Source organism: Citrobacter sp. wls613 (genome assembly GCF_005281195.1).
Taxonomy (GTDB): Bacteria; Pseudomonadota; Gammaproteobacteria; order Enterobacterales; family Enterobacteriaceae; genus Citrobacter; species Citrobacter gillenii.
In genome coordinates this window covers 19,293-39,026 of sequence record NZ_SZXN01000056.1, presented here as the reverse complement: position 1 = coordinate 39,026, position 19,734 = coordinate 19,293, and the positions used below count along the sequence as shown (strand labels likewise).

Here is a 19,734-nt window from a genome sequence, read left to right as displayed (position 1 = left end):
GGCCTGATAAGGTGTTTACACCGCCATCCGGCAAGCACGGCGCGGCTTAAATTGCTGCGTCGTCTTCTTCGCCAGTACGGATACGCACCACGCGTGCCACGTCAAAGACAAAAATCTTACCGTCGCCAATTTTACCCGTTTGAGCCGTGCGAATAATGGTATCGACACAGGTATCCACGATGTCGTCGGTAACCACAATTTCAATTTTTACCTTCGGCAGAAAATCCACCATGTACTCCGCACCACGGTACAGCTCGGTATGGCCCTTCTGACGGCCAAAGCCTTTCACTTCCGTTACGGTCATACCGGTAATGCCCACTTCTGCCAGCGCTTCGCGGACGTCGTCGAGCTTGAAGGGTTTAATAATCGCATCAATCTTTTTCATGGTTTTCCTGTCGTTTTTATCGCGTAACCGGCTGCTCACCGTATCATAAATCAGTCGTATTTACGGTGCTACTCTTTAAAGTCGTTTGCATCCAGCTCGTGTCGAGAAAGCAATTTATAGAATTCGGTGCGGTTGCGCCCCGCCATTCGCGCTGCGTGGGTCACGTTGCCTTTGGTTATTTGCAGCAGCTTACGCAGGTAGTTCAGTTCAAACTGGTTACGCGCTTCAACAAAGGTTGGCAAGGCGGTATTTTCACCTTCCAGCGCCTGCTCCACCAGCGCGTCACTGATCACTGGCGATGAGGTGAGCGCCACGCATTGTTCGATAACGTTGACCAGTTGACGCACGTTGCCCGGCCAGCTGGCGGTCATTAAACGCTTCATGGCATCGGTCGAGAATGCGCGCACAAACGGTTTGTGCCGTTCAGCGGACTGACGCAGCAGATGGTTTGCCAGCAAGGGAATGTCTTCCGTACGTTCAGCCAGCGGCGGGATCTTCAGGCTCACCACGTTAAGGCGGTAGTAGAGATCCTCACGGAATTCGCCCCGCGCCATCGCTTTGGGTAAGTCGCGGTGCGTTGCGGAGACAATCCGCACGTCAATGTCGATATCACGGTTGCTGCCAAGGGGGCGAACTTTACGCTCCTGCAACACACGCAGCAATTTCACCTGCAATGGCGCGGGCATATCGCCTATCTCATCCAGAAACAGCGTCCCGCCCTCGGCGGCCTGAAATAGCCCCTCACGATTGCTCACCGCCCCGGTAAACGCGCCTCGCGCATGACCAAACAGCTCGGACTCGAGCAATTGTTCCGGCAACGCGCCGCAGTTAATCGCAATAAAAGGTTTGCTGCCGCGCGGGCTGGCGTTATGGATAGCCTGGGCAAAAATTTCTTTGCCGGTACCGCTTTGGCCGTTAATCAGCACGCTGACGTCCGATTGCGCCACCATACGCGCCTGCTCTAACAGACGCAGCATCAACGGGCTGCGGGTGACAACCGATTCGCGCCAGCCGTCATCGGTCGCCGGGGCAGATTGTTCCAGCGCCCCGTCAATGGCGTTGTATAACGCGTCTTTATCGACCGGTTTGGTCAGAAAACTAAACACGCCCTGCTGAGTTGCAGCTACCGCATCCGGAATTGAACCATGCGCGGTCAGGATAATAACCGGCATACCCGGCTGGACTTTCTGGATTTCGGTAAACAACTGCATGCCGTCCATTTCATCCATGCGCAGATCGCTGATGACCAGATCCACCTTTTCACGGTTAAGCACCCGTAACCCTTCCTGCCCGCTTTCCGCCGTCACGACGCTGTAGCCTTCACTGGTTAAACGCATGCCGAGTAATTTCAACAATCCCGGATCGTCATCGACCAGCAGCAAATGTGCGGGTTTACGGCTTATCATGGCGTTACCTCCTCGCTCGAGGACCCGGTGCCCCCGGCATCGTCAGGTGTGGAGAGTTTTTCATTCCCGTGCAGCGCATCAGGATTGTAACTGCCGGCAGGCTTGCGCGTGGAAAGCTGACGCTCAATGTCGGTCAGATTTTCCAGTTTGCGGGTAGTGAGATCGAGCTGCGTCTGCAAATGCTGTTGCTGCTGACGCAGCGTATCAAGATCGCTGTCTGACGACTGTTGAAGTTTGCTGTAGCGCATGCGCTCTTCGGCCAACTGTAACTGCAGAGTTTGGCCGCTAAACCAGACCTGATACAGCGGCCGTACCTGCGCCGGAATTTGCGGACTGAGCGCATCAAGTCGCGTCACCACATCTCGTCTTTCCGGCGGTGTGATATTGGCACTGGCGAGCAGGATCCCGCGCTTAAACGCGCCCTGCCAGGTGTCAGTGAGCTGGGTACTGGCTTCACTACGGGCTTGAACTGGCATCAGGCGGTCAGCACAGTCCATGGCACGCAGCCAGTACAACGGATTGCTGTCCGTAGACTGCCCCTGCAGTGACCAGATATCTGCGCACTCGGTTGAAAGGTAATCCGCCAACTGATGGGGCGGAATTTTCTCCTGTGAAGGATCGCCGATAATATGATCCACCGCGTTCGGCACACACCCCACCAGCGCCAGGCACGGCACGCTCAGCAATAATACGCGGCGGAAAAAATGTCGTTTAAGCATTCGGACAACAACGTGTGGCATACTCACCAGACTTAGATTCATTTTTAATGGTTTTTCATTGCAGATAGCGGCAGTTCGATGCGAAAACAAACGCCTTGCGCATAATCGTCGACCAGGTACAGCTCCCCCCGCATACGGCGGATGCAATCTCTGGCGATACTGAGTCCTAATCCGCTTCCTTTTACCGCCCCTTTTCGCTGATGGCTTCCCTGGAAAAAAGGCTCGAAGATCATGGTCTTTTCTGCTGGCGGAATCGGCTCGCCGGTATTCATTACGTCAATGTACACCGTCGCACCATGCAAGCTGCTGCGGATGCAAATGGTACCGGATTCAGCACCATAGTGCACCGCATTGGAATAAAGATTGTCCAGCACGCTCGTTAACAGCACCGGCTCTGCCAGACAGACGCTTTCTGCCAGCGCCACATCAGTATGTATCATTTTGGCGCGCGCGGGCAGACTATGTGCAGAAACCACTCTCTCCACGAGCGGCGTGATTTCAACCCTTTCCAGTTGAATCGCGTCATCGGCCAGCTTGCGGTTGTAATCAAGCAGTTGCTCAATCAGTTTTTGCAGATTGCGGCTGCTGTCATCCAAAATGCCGACAACTTCTTTTTGTTCCGGCGTCAGTGGGCCAACGACCTGATCGGCCAGCAGTTCGGTTCCCTCACGCATGCTCGCCAGCGGCGTTTTGAGTTCATGTGAAAGATGGCGTAAAAATTGATGCCGCTGAGATTCAAGCCACGACAGGCGCTCACTCAGCCAGATAATACGCTGCCCCACCGATCGCAGCTCTCGCGGACCGGTAAACGATACGGTATCGCCCAGCGAGCGGCCTTCCCCCAGACGGTTGATCATTCGTTCAATGGCTTTTACCGGACCGATGATCATCCGCGTGAACAGCAGCACCATCGCCAGGCTAACGAGAAACAGTACCAGTGCCTGCCAGCCAAAGAACTGACCACGTTCAGCAATTTCTTGTTGCAGCTGCTGGCCGCGCGAGAAGACCACGGTTCGCGTGGCCTGCACCATCTCGGTATTGGCATTGGCAAAAGCCTCAAGACGTTCAGCCGCCACACTGTCGGGGCCGCTGTTTTGACACTGCAACTGCGCGAGATCGTTCAGATCCTGGCGAAGCGCCTGATAGAGTTTGACGTCAGGCAACACACCCGCATGGGCATCCAGCATATCGCTGTAACGTTTACGCTGCCCCTGATAAACCTTCGCCAGTGTCGGGTCATCCAGCACGCAGTATTGCCGATAGCTGCGTTCCATCTCCAGTGCCGCGTTAGTCATCGCCTCACTCCGCCTGGCATCAATCAGCGTGGTGCGATTGGTTAGCGCCGCCTGGGCGCTTAGGGCATTCAGACTTTGCCATGCCTGCCAGGCCAGAACTAACAGAGGCAGCAGGATCAGCAAAAATGCCAGCGTAACCAACTGACGTAAAGACCGGGGGAAAACAGACCAGCGCTTCAAGGCGTTACTCTCAACGAAAAGGGATAGGACGATGCTAACTGAGGGGAACGCCAGATACAACAAAGCCGGGAATGACCCGGCTTTGTTATGGAATAAGGCGGTGCCTAACTCGACGTTTCGCCCGGAGTTTGATATGCGCAAGGCAAATATCAGAAGTTGGACGGCAGGCACCTTGTTGTGCGTCATTCGAAGTTTATGTAGCGCGTCCCGAAGGGGCTGACATAAGAAGGTGAATGAGCCACTGCTTAGTATTATGCAGCAAGCGTGCCAATATTCAAAACATTATATTAACACAATGATAAATATACAAAATATATTCATTTAATCGATGAATGGTTTTGGCTGTTTTTTGCGCTATGTGTCGCTAATTAGCAACACCTGTAGCACTTAAAAACAAAACACTTATAAATCAATTAATTAAATGTCTCTTTTTGACGACGCCACCCTACCCTCGATGTCGGGAATTCCCGACACTTTAATTTTGCGGCGCAAACACTGAGTTTATTGCCGGATGGCGGCGTAAACGCCTTATCCAGCCTACAACCGCTCTTCCCCGTAGGCCTGATAAGCGCAGCGCCATCAGGCAGTATCGCGCACATTACCAGATGACGGCGTAAACGCCTTATACGACCTACAACATAAAAAAAGCCCCTCACGTGGAGGGGCCTTGAACATCACACGGTCGTGTTAGCCGAGTTGTTTACGCGCGTTACGGAAGATGCGCATCCACGGGCTGTCCTCGCCCCAGTTTTCCGGGTGCCAGGAGTTGCTCACCGTGCGGAACACACGTTCCGGATGTGGCATCATGATCGTTACGCGGCCATTTTCGGTGGTCACCGCCGTGATCCCGTTTGGCGAACCGTTCGGGTTAGCCGGATAGGTTTCGGTGACCTTGCCAAAGTTGTCGACGAAACGTAACGCCACCAAACCTTTGCTTTCCAGTGCCGCCAAATGCGCATCATCACGGACTTCCACACGCCCTTCACCGTGAGAAACGGCAATCGGCATCATGGAACCCACCATACCCTGCAGCAACAGCGACGGGCTTTGCGTTACTTCTACCAGGCTAAAGCGCGCTTCAAAGCGATCGGAGTGGTTACGCACAAAACGTGGCCACAGGTCGCTACCCGGGATCAGTTCACGCAGATTAGACATCATCTGACAGCCGTTACACACCCCGAGCGCCAGCGTCTGCGGGCGATGGAAGAAGGTTTCAAACTCATCACGCACGCGGTTGTTGAACAGAATGGATTTCGCCCAACCTTCACCGGCACCTAATACGTCACCGTAAGAGAAGCCGCCACAGGCCACCAGCGCCTGGAAATTCCCCAGACCAATGCGCCCGCCCAGCAGATCGCTCATGTGAACGTCGATGGCGTCAAAGCCCGCACGGTGGAACGCCGCAGCCATTTCAACGTGAGAGTTAACACCCTGCTCGCGCAGCACGGCCACTTTGGGGCGTGCGCCGGTGGCGATGTACGGGGCTGCAACGTCTTCGTTAATATCAAACGACAGTTTTACGTTAAGACCGGGATCGGCATCGTTGGCTTTGGCGTCATGCTCCTGATCGGCACATTCCGGGTTGTCGCGCAGACGCTGCATCTGCCAGGTGGTTTCTGCCCACCACATACGAAGCGTGGAGCGGCTTTCGCTGAACACCGTCTGACCGTTGGCAGTAATCACAAAACGGTCGCTGGCTTCAGCCTGGCCAACATAGTGAACGCAGTCGCCGAGGCCATGCTGTGCCAGCAGCGCTTCTACCGCCTCACGATCCGCCGCGCGAACCTGAATCACCGCACCTAACTCTTCGTTAAACAGTGCCGCCAGGCGGTCATCGCCGAGCGTGCTGATATCCGCCTGAATACCGCAGTGACCGGTAAAGGCCATTTCCGCCAGCGTCACCAGCAGACCACCGTCAGAACGGTCGTGGTAGGCCAACAGCTTACGCGCAGCAACCAGCGCCTGCATGGTATCATAGAAGCCTTTCAACTGCGCAACGTTGCGGACATCCGCCGGTTTGTCGCCCAGTTGGCGATAGACCTGCGCCAGTGCAGTCGCACCCAACGCGTTATGACCCAGACCGAGGTCAATCAGCAGCAGGGCGTTGTCTTCGGTTGAGAGTTCAGGGGTGATGGTGTGACGGACATCTTCCACACGGGCAAACGCGGTGATCACCAGCGACAGCGGCGAGGTCATTTCGCGCTGTTCGTTGCCTTCCTGCCAGCGGGTTTTCATCGACATGGAGTCTTTACCCACCGGGATAGTCAGGCCAAGCGCCGGGCATAGCTCTTCCCCTACCGCTTTGACCGCTTCGTACAACCCGGCATCTTCGCCAGGGTGGCCGGCTGCCGCCATCCAGTTTGCGGAGAGCTTGATACGTTTGATATCGCCAATCTGCGTCGCCGCAATGTTGGTCAGCGCTTCCCCCACTGCCAGACGGGCAGAGGCAGAGAAGTCCAGCAGCGCAACCGGCGCACGCTCACCGAGAGACATCGCTTCACCATAATAGCTATCCAGGCTGGCGGTGGTCACTGCGCAGTTCGCTACCGGGATCTGCCACGGCCCGACCATTTGGTCGCGCGCTACCATGCCGGTGACGGTACGGTCGCCGATGGTTACGAGGAACGTTTTTTCTGCGACGGCAGGCAGGTGCAGCACGCGGTTGACCGCATCGGCCAGCGTAATCTGCTCACGCGCAAGCTGCTCGCCCTTCGCTTTCAGCGTTTGCACATTACGGGTCATTTTTGGTGTTTTGCCCAGCAGCACATCGAGCGGCAGGTCGATCGGCTGATTATCGAAATGACGGTCATTCATCGAAAGATGCTGCTCTTCGGTGGCCTCACCGATTACCGCATACGGTGCGCGCTCGCGCTTACACAGTTCGTCAAACAGGGGCAACTGATCTGCAGCAACCGCCAGGACGTAACGCTCCTGAGATTCGTTACACCAGATCTCCAGCGGACTCATGCCTGGCTCATCACTTAAGATATCGCGCAGCTCAAACTTACCGCCGCGTCCACCGTCACTGACCAGCTCAGGCATCGCATTAGACAGACCGCCCGCACCCACGTCGTGGATGAACAGAATCGGGTTCGCATCCCCCATCTGCCAGCAGCGGTCGATCACTTCCTGACAACGACGTTCCATTTCTGGGTTGTCGCGCTGTACGGAAGCAAAATCCAGATCGGCATCGGACTGGCCGGAGGCCATTGAAGACGCCGCCCCGCCGCCAAGCCCGATGTTCATTGCCGGACCGCCGAGGACGATCAGTTTGGCACCGACGACGATCTCACCTTTCTGCACGTGATCGGCGCGAATGTTGCCGATCCCACCGGCCAGCATGATGGGTTTGTGATAGCCGCGCAGCTCTTCACCGTTGTGGCTATTCACTTTTTCTTCATAGGTACGGAAATAGCCGGTCAACGCCGGGCGACCGAATTCGTTGTTAAACGCCGCGCCGCCCAGCGGGCCGTCAGTCATGATATCCAGTGCGGTAACGATCCGATCCGGCTTGCCGAAATCTTCTTCCCACGGCTGTTCAAAGCCCGGAATACGCAGGTTGGACACGGAGAAACCCACCAGCCCAGCTTTCGGCTTCGCGCCACGCCCGGTCGCACCCTCGTCGCGGATTTCACCGCCGGAGCCAGTTGCTGCGCCCGGCCATGGAGAGATAGCGGTCGGGTGGTTGTGGGTTTCGACCTTCATCAGGATATGCGCAGGCTCCTGATGGAAATCATAACGACCGGTTTGATGGTCGGCGAAGTAGCGCCCGACCTCAGAGCCTTCCATCACTGCCGCGTTGTCTTTATAGGCAGACAAGACGTGATCCGGCGTGGTTTCGAAGGTGTTTTTAATCATCTTGAACAGCGACTTCGGCTGCGGTTTACCGTCGATTACCCAGTCGGCGTTAAAAATTTTATGGCGGCAGTGCTCAGAGTTGGCCTGCGCAAACATGTACAGCTCGATGTCGTTCGGGTTGCGTCCCAGTTTGATAAACGCATCCTGTAAATAGTCGATTTCATCGTCTGCCAGCGCCAGACCCAAACGCAGGTTCGCGTCGATCAGCGCCTGGCGACCTGTACCCAGCAGGTCAACGCTAGAAACCGGCGCCGGCTGGTGATGAGCAAACAACGCTTGTGCATCGTCCAGCGCAGAGAAAACCGTTTCCATCATGCGGTCGTGTAACACCGCAGCCACTTCCTGCCACTGTTCAGCGCTTAGCGTGGAGGCTTCAACATAGTAGGCAACACCACGTTCCAGACGGCTAATCTGTTGCAAGCCGCAGTTATGGGCAATATCAGTCGCTTTAGAAGACCAGGGGGAGATGGTTCCCGGGCGAGGCGTAACCAGCAGCAGCTTGCCCTCAGGGACGTGGCTGCTGAGACTCGGACCGTATTGCAACAAGCGTGCAAGTTGCGCATGCTCATCCTCGTTTAACGGGGCATTCAGGTCAGCAAAATGGACATACTCGGCGTAAATAGTGTGAACCTGAAGATTGGCCGCCTGAAAACGCGCCAGCAATTTGTTAATACGGAATGCAGACAGTGCAGGCGAACCACGCAGAATTTCCATCATAAGTCTCTCGTCTTCGAAGCGCCTGAGGCGCTTATAAGTGTGCGCAAGGGGGGAAACGGGCGTCATTATAAAGAATCTGCCGCGCCGACGAAACCGTTTGCGTCGAAATAAAATCACAACCGTCAGTTATCCTCAAATGCTGCCCCCCTGCTGAAGGAGTTGCCAACTGACGCAAGTTTAAGCAAAATGCCGCTCATTGATGATGAATTCACTTCTTAATCGCGAGCATAGCAGGCTGAAACAACGCACGGTTCAGAGAATTAACTAATTGAAAAAATTAAAGATTAATTATCTGTTTATCGGCATTTTGACGTTGCTGCTGGCAGCGGCCTTGTGGCCATCCATTCCTTGGTTCGGTAAAGCCGACAATCGTATCGCCGCCATTCAATCGCGGGGAGAGCTGCGCGTCAGTACCATTGACTCTCCGTTAACGCATTCCACTCTTACCGGGAAACGCTTCGGGCTGGATTATGAGCTGGCCCAACAGTTCGCCCGTTATTTAGGCGTGAAGTTAAAAATCACCGTGCGCCAGAATATCAGCCAGCTTTTTGACGACCTCGACAACGGCAAGGCCGATCTGCTCGCCGCCGGTCTGGTCTATAACAGCGAACGGGTCAAAAATTACCAGCCAGGCCCCACCTACTACTCGGTTTCCCAGCAACTGGTGTATCGGGTCGGGCAATATCGTCCACGCACCCTGGCCAACGTGACAGATAAACAGTTGACTATCGCCCCCGGGCACGTGGTGGTGAATGACCTGCAACACCTGAAAGAAACAAAATTTCCTGAGCTGAGCTGGAAGATCGATGATAAAAAGGGCACCACGGAACTGCTCGATGATGTCATCAACGGCAAGCTGGACTACACCATTGCCGATTCCGTAGCGATAAGTCTGTATCAGCGCGTACACCCTGAACTGGCCGTCGCACTGGATGTCTCTGACGAACAACCGGTGACCTGGTTTAGCCCGCTGGACGATGACAATACACTTTCCGCCGCCCTGCTTGATTTCTTTAACACCATCAATGAAGACGGGTTACTGGCGCGGCTGGAAGAAAAATATCTCGGGCATGGCAATGATTTTGACTATGTCGATACCCGCACGTTCTTACGGGCGGTCGACAGCGTATTGCCTGATCTCAAGCCGCTGTTTGAGAAATATGCGCAAGAGATAGACTGGCGATTGCTGGCGGCCATCTCTTATCAGGAATCGCACTGGGATGCGCAGGCCACCTCGCCGACCGGCGTACGTGGTCTGATGATGCTGACCAAAAATACCGCCCAGAGTCTGGGATTAACGGACCGAACCGACGCCGAGCAAAGCATCAGCGGGGGCGCTCGCTATCTGCAAGATATGATGAGTAAAGTTCCGGATACCGTCCCCGAGGGCGAACGGATCTGGTTTGCGCTTGCCGCCTATAATATGGGGTATGCGCATATGCTGGATGCCCGCGCGCTGACGGTAAAAACCAAAGGTAACCCGGACAGTTGGGCCGACGTAAAACAGCGCTTGCCGCTGCTCAGCCAAAAGCCCTGGTACAAAAAACTGACCTATGGCTATGCACGCGGCCACGAAGCCTATGCCTACGTAGAGAATATCCGTAAGTATCAGATAAGTCTGGTGGGATATCTGCAGGAGAAAGAAAAGCAGGCGATCGAAACGCAGCAACTGGCGCAGGATTATCCGGCGGTTTCGCCCGCAGAGTTGTTAGGGAAAGAGAAATTTCCGCTCTCAGCGTTTCTCTCGCAAACCTCGTCGAACTATCTGACGCACACCCCTTCACTGCTGTTTTCCCCGCAGAAGAAGGAGGAAAAGTAGTGGCATGCTCATGCCGGATGGCGGCTTAAAAGCCTTATCCGGCCTACCGCTGTAATCACTCCGTGACGGACTTTTTCAGGGCTTTAATTTCCTGACGACGCATACGGAAGAAGTCACTGAGCAGGGTGGCGCATTCATCACGCAATATGCCTTCTGTCACCTCAACCCGGTGATTCATGCCCGGATGATGCAGTACATCCATTAACGAACCTGCGGCCCCCGTTTTCGCATCACGCGCACCAAATACCACCCGACCGATACGGCTGTGTACCATTGCACCCGCACACATCACACATGGCTCAAGGGTGACGTACAGTGTGGCATCCAGTAAACGGTAATTTTGCAGGACCAGCCCGCCCTGACGCAGCGCCATGATTTCAGCATGAGCGGTGGGATCGTGATGACCAATCGGCCGATTCCAGCCTTCGCCAATTACACGATTGTTATGCACCAGAACCGCGCCTACCGGAACCTCACGCTCATCCCAGGCGCGCTTTGCTAGCGTTAACGCATGACGCATCCAGTATTCGTGGCTAAATTCAACATCAGACAAAGGCAGAACTCCAGTAATCAAAGCGGGCGCATTATACACAGACGCTATCGTTTACTCTATTCGAGTTGCTGCAGCTCTCCACGCGGCGTGACGCGCCAACGATGCTGGCAGAACGAGAGCAGCGGATTGTCCTGCTTACTGTCGCTGTAGCCGCTATACAGCGCCAGTGGGGCGCCAATCTGGCGTTCCAGTTGGGTGACTTTCTCATGGCCGAGGCAGCGTAAAGGCAGCACCCAGCCACCGTAACCGCGCGCCATTTGACTGGCGATAAGATTCACCCGAGGCAGCCACGGGGTGTCGAAGTAAACCTGCTCGACCAGCGACTGCGGGGAACCGGTGATCAGCCAAATATCCGCATCAGAGCTTAACAGATAGGTGGTCAGACGCTGCTGCACCAGCGGAAACGCCGTCACGTGATGGCGAAACCAACGCACAAAATCAGCTTGGTGGGCTTTAAGGCGTGCTTCTCGCCGACCAAAAGTGCATCCCCACAGGAGCAAACTCATTGGCCAACGGGCGGCGCGCCCTTTGATCAACATCGCCACCGCGATAATCGGTAACAGCGGCAGTACAAGCAGCGCATTCAACGGTTGGCGGCGCAGCAGATAACGCAGAAAACTACCGAACATATCCTGCTGGTGTAACGTACCATCCAAATCAAAAAAAACAACGCGACGCTCGTGATTGGTCAAACCTTAGTCCTCAGGATCGTTGAACCCCAATAGCCAGGTAAACAAGAACCCGGCGATAACCGCTACCAGATAGCCTAACAGATAGAACATCACTTTTCCGGCAACAATCGTCAGCGCCAGCGGTAATCCCGAGATACCAAAGGTGATAACCGTCGCCACTTTCCAGTAGCTGATCAGCGCCCCACCGACCGCACCACCGAGGCAAGCGCCGATAAACGGTTTACCCAGCGGCAGCGTTACGCCAAAAATCAACGGCTCGCCAATGCCCAGTAACCCGACCGGCAGCGCGCCTTTGATCACTTTTTTCAGTCGTGCGTTACGGGTTTTCATCAGAACAGCAATTGCGGCGCCAATCTGACCGACCCCGGCCATCGCCAGGATGGGAAATAGCGCGTTATAGCCATGCGCCTGCACCAGTTCCACGTGAATCGGCACCAGTCCCTGATGGAGTCCGGTGAGCACCAGCGGCAGAAACGTTCCCGCCAGCACCGCGCCGACCAGGAAACCGCCGCGATCAATCGCCCAGGAGGCGCCGTGGGCAATGGACTCGGAGATCCAGCCACCGAGCGGTTGTAGCGCCACAATCGCAACCGTCCCGGTAATCAGGGTGGTCAGCAACGGATTAAGGATCAACTCCAGCGATTCCGGCAACACCTCGCGGAATTTGCGCTCTATCCAGCACATTAACGCCACCACCAGCAGCACCGCAATCACCCCGCCACGCCCGGGCTGTAGCGCCTCGCCAAACAGGGTAATTTGCGCTAGCTGTGGGCTGGAGAGAATGCCGGCCATTACGCCGCCCATTGCCAGCGAACCCCCAAACACTTTGGCCGTATTCACCCCCACCAGAATATTCATGATGGCAAAAACGGCGCTGCCGAAAATACCTAACAGCCCCAGCATATTGGGATAATGGGTGGCAAAGTCGCCCACAATATCAGGGCGCTTGAGGATATTGATAATACCGGTAATCAAACCGGAGGCGATAAACGCCGGGATCAGCGGAATAAAGACGTTTGCCAGTTTACGCAGCGCATCGCTCATTGGCGCTTTGTACTTCGCTTTCACCTGAGATTTTGTGCGTTCAATGTCGTGTGCATGCGGACGTTCGCCGTCATCAGCAATCAGAGAACGCATGGCATCCACCACTTTGGCGGCCTTACCGGGACCGACAATAATCTGATGCTGCGCCCCCTGCTTCACATAGCCGCTGACGCCGGGCAGCTGCTTCAGCCGGGGAATATCCAGTTGGTCGTCATCCTGGACTTCTACCCTGACGCGGGTCATACAGTTTTCCAGGCGCAGAATATTTTTTTCTCCGCCAACCCCCAGCAGAATATCGCTGGCAAGCGCCGCCGTTTTGTCCATATGTACCTCTTAGTGTTCTAACGCCGCGCGTAAAAAACCCTGGTGAGCGGAGAGTTTTGCCCTGGCTGCCGTCGCGTCTAGCCCGGTCAGCGCCATCAGAATGGCGGGCTTAACGTCAAAGTCGGTCTGCTTCAGTAACGTTTCAGCGTCTTCGCGCGAAATGCCGGTAGCTTCCACCACCATCCGGCAGGCCCGATCGACCAGTTTGGCGTTGGTCGCTTTCATATCCACCATCAGGTTCTGATACACCTTGCCAAACTTCACCATCGCACCGGTGGAAATCATATTTAGCACCAGTTTCTGCGCGGTGCCCGACTTCAGACGGGTTGAACCGGTCAGCGCCTCCGGACCAACCACCACGGAGATGGCGATATCCGCTTCACGGGCAATAGGTGAGTCCGGATTACAGGAAATCGCGACCGTCGTACAGCCCACCGCATGCGCATATTTCAGGCCGCCAATCACATACGGTGTCCGACCCGATGCCGCCAGACCGACAACCAGATCCTGCGCGGTCAGATTCAGCGCCCGCAGGTCATCTTCCCCAAGCTGCGAGTTATCTTCTGCGCCTTCAACCGCTTTTAATAACGCCCCTGGCCCACCGGCAATCAGCCCAACCACTAATCCATGCGGTACACCAAAAGTCGGCGGACATTCTGAGGCATCCAGCACGCCGAGACGTCCGCTGGTCCCTGCCCCCATGTAAATAATCCGCCCGCCTGCTTTAAGTGCCTGCGCAGCCGCATCAACCGCCTGCGCAACTTCAGACAGTGTCGCTTTTACTGCTTCCGCTACCAGCGTATCCTGTTGATTAAAACGATGTACCAGCTCAAGCGTTGATAACGCATCGAGATCCATCGTTTGTGGATTGCGGGTTTCTGACACTAACGCACCGAGATTCATTTTTGTTCCTTAGGAATTTTTAATTCATAATAATCCGTCATAATGGAATATTATATTCACTCAGGCGAGTGAAATGTTGTTTTGTAATCGCCATCACGTTTTCGCCAGGAGACAGCATGAACTGTTTGATTCGCATTCGTCAGCGTTACCCTGACCTCGCACAAAGCGATAAAAAGCTTGCGGATTATCTTCTTACGCAACCAGATAATGTGCGTCATCTCAGCTCTCAGCAGCTAGCTTTTGAAGCGGGCGTTAGCCAGTCCAGCGTCGTGAAGTTCGCGCAGAAAATGGGCTTTAAAGGCTTCCCGGCCCTCAAATTGGCGATCAGCGAAGCGCTGGCCAGCAATCCCAATCCGCATTCGGTTCCGGTGCACAATCAGATCCGCGGTGACGATCCTATGCGACTGGTAGGTGAGAAGCTAATTAAGGAGAACGTGGCAGCGATGCATGCCACGCTGGACGTCAATAGCGAAGACAAACTAATGGAAAGCGTCACGATGCTGCGCACAGCCAGGCGCATTATCCTCACCGGCATTGGCGCCTCGGGCCTGGTGGCGCAAAATTTTGCCTGGAAGCTATTGAAGATAGGATTTAATGCGGTCGTTGAACGCGATATGCATGCCCTGCTGGCGACCGTACAGGCGCTGGATTCAAACGATCTGCTGCTGGCCATTTCGTATAGCGGAGAGCGACGCGAACTCAATCTGGCCGCGGATGAAACATTACGCACCGGGGCAAAAATCCTCGCCATCACTGGCTTTACTCCCAATGCCCTACAGCAGCGCGCCACCCGTTGCCTGTACACCATTGCCGAAGAACAGGCCACGCGCAGTGCCGCAATTTCATCAACGCATGCGCAAATGATGTTGACTGATTTACTGTTTATGGCGCTGGTGCAGCAAGATCTCGAACATGCCCCGGAGCGGATCCGCCACAGCGAAGCGCTGGTAAAAAAACTGGTTTGAGCAAAGAATGCGCGTATAATGCCCGCCCGATTTGTGATGTTTTGAGAGTTTCCTGATGGCCCTGTTAATCACTAAAAAGTGTATCAATTGCGATATGTGCGAACCCGAATGCCCGAATGAGGCCATTTCAATGGGTGACAGCATTTACGAGATTAACAGCGACAAGTGTACGGAATGCGTAGGTCATTACGACACGCCAACCTGTCAAAAGGTGTGCCCGATCCCCAATACTATTTTGAAAGATCCGGCACATATCGAAACAGAAGAACAGCTGTGGGATAAGTTTGTGTTAATGCATCACGCAGACAAGCTTTAACTCTCAATAATGACCGTGGCGCAGGCATAGTGACGTTCATCGGCCAGCGTCACGTGCATATGCATAACACCGAGCTTCTCCGCCAGTTTTAACGCCTCTCCCCATAACCGCAAACGCGGCTTGCCGAGTTCATCGTTGAACACTTCGAACTGATTAAATGCCAGCCCGTTACGAATGCCGGTGCCAAAGGCTTTTGCCGCCGCCTCTTTTACCGCAAAACGCTTCGCCAGAAAACGCACCGGCTGCTGATGCGTTTCCCAAATGGTCCATTCGTTGTCGCTGAGGACGCGTCTGGCCAGCCGATCGCCGGAACGGGAGATCACCGCTTCAATGCGCGCAATCTCCACGATGTCCGTGCCTAATCCCAGAATCGCCATTAGCCACGCGCTTCCAGCATTAGACGTTTCATTTCCACTACGGCGTCTTTCAGACCGCTCATCACCGCACGTCCGATGATCGCATGACCAATGTTCAGCTCGTGCATTTCCGGGATCCGCGCAATAGCTTTGACGTTATGGTAAGTCAGGCCGTGGCCGGCGTTCACCTTCAGACCCAGGCTGGCAGCAAAGGTCGCAGCTTTGGCGATACGTGCCAGTTCGCTGGCCTGTTCAGCATCGGTTTTCGCATCAGCATAGCAGCCGGTGTGAATTTCAATATACGGCGCGCCAACATCAGCAGCCGCTTTAATTTGTTCTTCATCGGCATCGATAAACAGCGAGACCATGATCCCCGCATCCGCCAGACGCTTGCAGGCATCACGCATTTTGTCGCGTTGACCCGCCACATCCAAGCCGCCTTCAGTGGTGACTTCCTGACGTTTTTCCGGCACCAGGCAGCAGAAATGCGGCTTGGTTTCAACCGCGATGGCCAGCATCTCTTCCGTCACCGCCATTTCCAGATTCATACGTGTATCCAGCGTTTGACGCAGAATTCGCACGTCTCTGTCAGTAATATGACGACGGTCTTCACGCAGATGAACGGTGATCCCATCCGCCCCCGCTTGCTCAACGATAAATGCCGCCTGAACCGGGTCCGGGTATGCGGTGCCGCGTGCGTTACGTAAAGTGGCAATGTGGTCAATGTTGACGCCTAACAGTAATTCGGCCATGACAATCCTCGTTAATCATTATTTGTTTTTACTGCGCGTTTTGGCAAAAATTGCCGGAACAGTTCCCGGCTTTTTAACGGCTTACCACCAAGATACGGCTTTAACGCCATGCGGGTAAAGCGTTTCGCGGCACGTAACGTATCGGCATCCGGAAATTCACGCGATGCAAGTGCTTTGAGATGGCGTCCGGTAAAGGTGTTGTTATCAATAACGATGCTGGCGATAAACCCTTTTTCTTCCCGATAGCGATAGGTCATGGTGTCGTCCACCGGTTCACCGCTGCCCGCACAGTGGGCAAAATCCACGCCGTAGCCCAGATGACCGAGCAACGCCAGCTCAAAGCGACGCAGGGCGGGCTCTGGTGAACCGGATGTGCCTGCCAACGCCTGGATACAGTTCAGGTAATCGAAAAAGAGTTCAGAAAAGCGGGTCTCGTACTCAAGCACGCGAGAAATGAGTTCGTTGATATACAGACCGCTGTACAGCGTGATTCCGCTAAGCGGAAGTGCCAGAGAGACGGCTTCAGCGCTACGTAGGGTTTTGACCTCACCACGTCCACCAAAGCGAAGTAATAATGGGGTAAAAGGCTGGAGTGCGCCTTTCAGATTGGAACGTTTGGAACGTGCGCCTTTAGCCACAAGGCGCACGCGACCCGACTCTTCCGTGAAAACGTCCAGCACTAAACTGGTTTCGCTCCAGGGGCGACTATGCAGGACAAATGCGCGTTGCCATCCATCCATCATAATACTCGTCGTCTTTCAGAGGAAGGGTTTAGACGTCGTCGCCGTAACCGAGACTGCGCAGCGCGCGTTCGTCATCGGCCCAGCCAGATTTCACTTTCACCCACAGTTCAAGGTGCACAGGCGCTTCGAACATTTCCTGCATGTCTTTACGTGCTTCAATACCGATGGTTTTAATTTTGGCCCCTTTGTTGCCAATTACCATCTTCTTCTGCCCTTCGCGTTCGACAAGGATCAGGCCGTTGATATCGTAGCCGCCACGTTCGTTAGGGATAAAGCGCTCAATCTCAACGGTCACAGAATACGGCAGTTCAGCACCGAGGAAACGCATCAGCTTTTCACGGATGATTTCAGAGGCCATAAAGCGCTGCGAGCGGTCGGTGATGTAATCTTCCGGGAAGTGATGAATCGCTTCCGGCAGATGCTTACGCACGATGCCCGCAACGGTATCGACATTCATGCCGGTTTCGGCAGACATCGGTACGATGTCGAGGAAGTTCATCTGGCTTGCCAGGAACTGCAGGTGCGGCAGCAGATCGGCTTTTTCCTGGACGTTATCCACTTTGTTGACCGCCAGGATAACCGGAGCTTTACCGTCACGCAGTTTGTTCAGCACCATTTCGTCGTCCGGCGTCCAGCGCGTGCCCTCTACGACGAAAATAATCAATTCAACGTCACCAATAGAACTGCTGGCCGCTTTGTTCATCAGGCGGTTGATGGCACGCTTTTCTTCCATGTGCAGGCCCGGGGTATCAACATAAATAGCCTGATACGCGCCTTCGGTATGAATACCGACAATGCGGTGACGGGTCGTCTGCGCCTTACGGGAGGTAATGGAAATCTTCTGCCCAAGCAGATTATTCAACAGGGTGGATTTACCAACGTTCGGGCGACCGACGATGGCAATAAATCCGCAATAGGTTTTTTCTTCGCTCATTCCAGCTCCAGTTTTTTCAACGCCTGTTCGGCGGCAGCCTGCTCAGCCTTACGACGGCTCGAACCTGTGCCAACCACCGGTTCACTCAGGCCGCTAACCTGGCAGTGGATAGTAAATTCTTGATCGTGCGCTTCGCCACGGACCTGTACTACCAGATAAGACGGCAGCGGCAGGTGGCGACCCTGCAAGTATTCCTGCAAACGCGTTTTCGGATCTTTTTGTTTGTCGCCCGGACTAATTTCATCCAGACGGGTTTGATACCAGTTAAGGATCAGTTGTTCAACAGTCTGAATATCACTGTCGAGGAAGACGCCGCCGATCAGTGCTTCGACGGTATCAGCCAGAATAGATTCACGACGGAAGCCGCCGCTTTTCAGTTCGCCCGGCCCCAAACGTAAACATTCGCCGAGATCAAACTCACGGGCTAATTCAGCCAGCGTATTACCGCGCACCAGCGTGGCGCGCATGCGACTCATATCACCTTCGTCCACACGCGGAAAACGATGATACAACGCATTGGCAATAACAAAGCTCAAAATAGAGTCGCCTAAAAATTCTAAACGCTCGTTATGTTTGCTGCTGGCACTGCGGTGAGTTAATGCCTGCTGCAACAGTTCCTGATGATTAAAAGTGTAGCCCAGCTTCCGTTGAAGCCGATTAATTACGATGGGGTTCATGCGATACCAATAAATGAATGCGTCAACAATCCAGCACACGAAACAGACCTGATATACATCACTCGGTTAGCCGTTTCGGCGTCGCCTGAATGCGCTTGTATACGAATCAACGCTGTTTCGTGTGCCGTGGCAACCTGACGGTGCCAACCTAAAACTACGGGGGAATATTCTATACACAACGACAAGGGATGTCGTTAGTCTGCGGGAATTTATCCGAGAAATAATTCACGTTGCCGCCATTATGACGACAACGTGAACGATTATCAGCAATTAATGAATACCACCAATACGGCTTAAACGAACACCGGTCGGCCATTCACCTTCTTGCTTGTCGAAACTCATCCAGATGCCCGTCGCTTTACCCACCAGATTCGCTTCCGGTACAAATCCCCAGTAACGGCTGTCCGCGCTGTTGTCGCGGTTATCACCCATCATGAAGTAGTGTCCCGGTGGAACAATCCAGGTCGCCAGTTGCTGCCCCGGTTGGCGGTAGTACATCCCCACCTGATCCTGCGCGATTGGCACGGTCAGAATGCGGTGCGTCACCTCGCCCAGCGTCTCTTTACGTTCGGTCAGGCGAATACCGTTATCTTTCGTTTCGCTCAGCGGCAGTTCGAAGAAACCACTGGTCGCTTCGCCACCGTTACGACGTGCAAACGTCTGCACGAAATCACTCGGCTGAACGTCAGAGTACGTGACCGGCAATGCGTTTTGACACGCCTGACCGGAGCGGCATCCTGGCTGGATCGTGACCTCTTTCGCCACTGGATCGTACGTCACTTTGTCTCCCGGTAAACCGACAGCGCGTTTGATGTAGTCCAGGCGCGGATCCTCCGGGTATTTAAACACCACGACATCACCGCGTTTCGGATGGCCCGTTTCGATCAGTGTTTTCTGATAAATCGGATCTTTAATTCCGTAGGCAAATTTCTCCACCAGAATAAAATCACCAATTAACAGCGTCGGCATCATCGAACCCGATGGGATCTGGAACGGCTCATAAATAAATGAACGCACCACCAGTACAATCGCCAGTACCGGGAACACGGATGCTCCGGTTTCCAGCCAGCCCGGCTTCGGGGAGACTTTTTTCAGC

General features: G+C 54.4%; 18 protein-coding genes. 3 read left to right on the top strand and 15 right to left on the bottom strand.

The window, feature by feature from the left end:
• Positions 1 to 46: 46 nt before the first annotated feature.
• From glnB to purL, 5 genes are all read right to left on the bottom strand, one after another.
• Complete coding sequence (glnB, locus tag FDX01_RS10380) at positions 47 to 385, bottom strand: nitrogen regulatory protein P-II (RefSeq protein ID WP_002438074.1); 339 nt, start codon at positions 383 to 385, stop codon at positions 47 to 49.
• Between the two features lie 68 nt (positions 386 to 453).
• Complete coding sequence (gene glrR, locus FDX01_RS10375; protein ID WP_304571763.1) at positions 454 to 1,788, bottom strand: two-component system response regulator GlrR; 1,335 nt, start codon at positions 1,786 to 1,788, stop codon at positions 454 to 456.
• Positions 1,788 to 2,531 carry a two-component system QseEF-associated lipoprotein QseG gene (qseG, locus tag FDX01_RS10370; RefSeq protein WP_137399733.1) on the bottom strand — a complete coding sequence of 248 codons (744 nt, stop codon included), beginning with the start codon at positions 2,529 to 2,531 and terminating at the stop codon, positions 1,788 to 1,790. Before qseG ends, glrR begins: the two co-directional genes overlap by 1 nt.
• A 23-nt stretch (positions 2,532 to 2,554) precedes the next feature.
• The gene (qseE, locus tag FDX01_RS10365) at positions 2,555 to 3,985 is read right to left on the bottom strand and encodes a two component system sensor histidine kinase QseE/GlrK (RefSeq protein ID WP_137399732.1); all 1,431 of its coding nucleotides are present in this window, start codon (positions 3,983 to 3,985) and stop codon (positions 2,555 to 2,557) included.
• A 687-nt stretch (positions 3,986 to 4,672) separates the two neighbouring features.
• A complete protein-coding gene (purL, locus tag FDX01_RS10355; protein ID WP_137399730.1) occupies positions 4,673 to 8,560 on the bottom strand; it encodes a phosphoribosylformylglycinamidine synthase in 3,888 nt (1,295 codons plus the stop codon).
• 268 nt (positions 8,561 to 8,828) lie between these two features.
• On the opposite strand from purL, the gene mltF reads away from it, so the two are divergent.
• Positions 8,829 to 10,379, top strand: a complete 1,551-nt coding sequence (gene mltF, locus FDX01_RS10350) for a membrane-bound lytic murein transglycosylase MltF (protein ID WP_137399729.1) — start codon at positions 8,829 to 8,831, stop codon at positions 10,377 to 10,379.
• A gap of 55 nt (positions 10,380 to 10,434) precedes the next feature.
• On the opposite strand, the gene tadA is transcribed toward mltF, so the two are convergent.
• Genes tadA through murQ form a run of 4 tightly spaced genes read right to left on the bottom strand, consistent with a single transcriptional unit; the run spans position 10,435 to position 13,895 of the window.
• Positions 10,435 to 10,971, bottom strand: coding sequence for a tRNA adenosine(34) deaminase TadA (gene tadA, locus FDX01_RS10345; RefSeq protein WP_137399728.1), 537 nt, complete (start codon positions 10,969 to 10,971; stop codon positions 10,435 to 10,437).
• 17 nt (positions 10,972 to 10,988) lie between these two features.
• Positions 10,989 to 11,624, bottom strand: a complete 636-nt coding sequence (yfhb, locus tag FDX01_RS10340; RefSeq protein WP_096756134.1) for a phosphatidylglycerophosphatase C — start codon at positions 11,622 to 11,624, stop codon at positions 10,989 to 10,991.
• A gap of 3 nt (positions 11,625 to 11,627) precedes the next feature.
• Positions 11,628 to 12,992, bottom strand: a complete 1,365-nt coding sequence (locus FDX01_RS10335; protein WP_096756133.1) for a PTS transporter subunit EIIC — start codon at positions 12,990 to 12,992, stop codon at positions 11,628 to 11,630.
• 9 nt (positions 12,993 to 13,001) lie between these two features.
• A complete protein-coding gene (gene murQ / locus FDX01_RS10330; RefSeq protein WP_115257754.1) occupies positions 13,002 to 13,895 on the bottom strand; it encodes an N-acetylmuramic acid 6-phosphate etherase in 894 nt (297 codons plus the stop codon).
• Between the two features lie 116 nt (positions 13,896 to 14,011).
• Between murQ and FDX01_RS10325 the strand changes: the two genes are divergently transcribed.
• Positions 14,012 to 14,860 (top strand): MurR/RpiR family transcriptional regulator, encoded by an 849-nt coding sequence (locus FDX01_RS10325; protein ID WP_096756131.1) that lies wholly within the window; start codon positions 14,012 to 14,014, stop codon positions 14,858 to 14,860.
• A gap of 55 nt (positions 14,861 to 14,915) precedes the next feature.
• Complete coding sequence (locus tag FDX01_RS10320; RefSeq protein ID WP_096756130.1) at positions 14,916 to 15,176, top strand: YfhL family 4Fe-4S dicluster ferredoxin; 261 nt, start codon at positions 14,916 to 14,918, stop codon at positions 15,174 to 15,176.
• Here the strand turns inward: FDX01_RS10320 and acpS are convergent.
• From acpS to lepB, 6 genes are all read right to left on the bottom strand, one after another.
• Positions 15,173 to 15,553 (bottom strand): holo-ACP synthase, encoded by a 381-nt coding sequence (gene acpS / locus FDX01_RS10315; protein WP_115257753.1) that lies wholly within the window; start codon positions 15,551 to 15,553, stop codon positions 15,173 to 15,175. The genes FDX01_RS10320 and acpS overlap by 4 nt on opposite strands.
• Positions 15,553 to 16,284, bottom strand: a complete 732-nt coding sequence (gene pdxJ, locus FDX01_RS10310; protein ID WP_115257752.1) for a pyridoxine 5'-phosphate synthase — start codon at positions 16,282 to 16,284, stop codon at positions 15,553 to 15,555. The genes acpS and pdxJ overlap by 1 nt, the downstream gene beginning before the upstream one ends.
• An 11-nt stretch (positions 16,285 to 16,295) precedes the next feature.
• Positions 16,296 to 17,024 (bottom strand): DNA repair protein RecO, encoded by a 729-nt coding sequence (gene recO, locus FDX01_RS10305; RefSeq protein WP_096759353.1) that lies wholly within the window; start codon positions 17,022 to 17,024, stop codon positions 16,296 to 16,298.
• Between the two features lie 31 nt (positions 17,025 to 17,055).
• Entirely contained in the window at positions 17,056 to 17,961 is a 906-nt protein-coding gene (gene era / locus FDX01_RS10300) for a GTPase Era (RefSeq protein WP_096756127.1), read from the bottom strand.
• Positions 17,958 to 18,638 (bottom strand): ribonuclease III, encoded by a 681-nt coding sequence (gene rnc, locus FDX01_RS10295; RefSeq protein ID WP_003037579.1) that lies wholly within the window; start codon positions 18,636 to 18,638, stop codon positions 17,958 to 17,960. Before rnc ends, era begins: the two co-directional genes overlap by 4 nt.
• Positions 18,639 to 18,908: 270 nt before the next feature.
• On the bottom strand, positions 18,909 to 19,734 hold an 826-nt coding region (lepB, locus tag FDX01_RS10290; RefSeq protein ID WP_249360936.1), incomplete at its 5' end, for a signal peptidase I.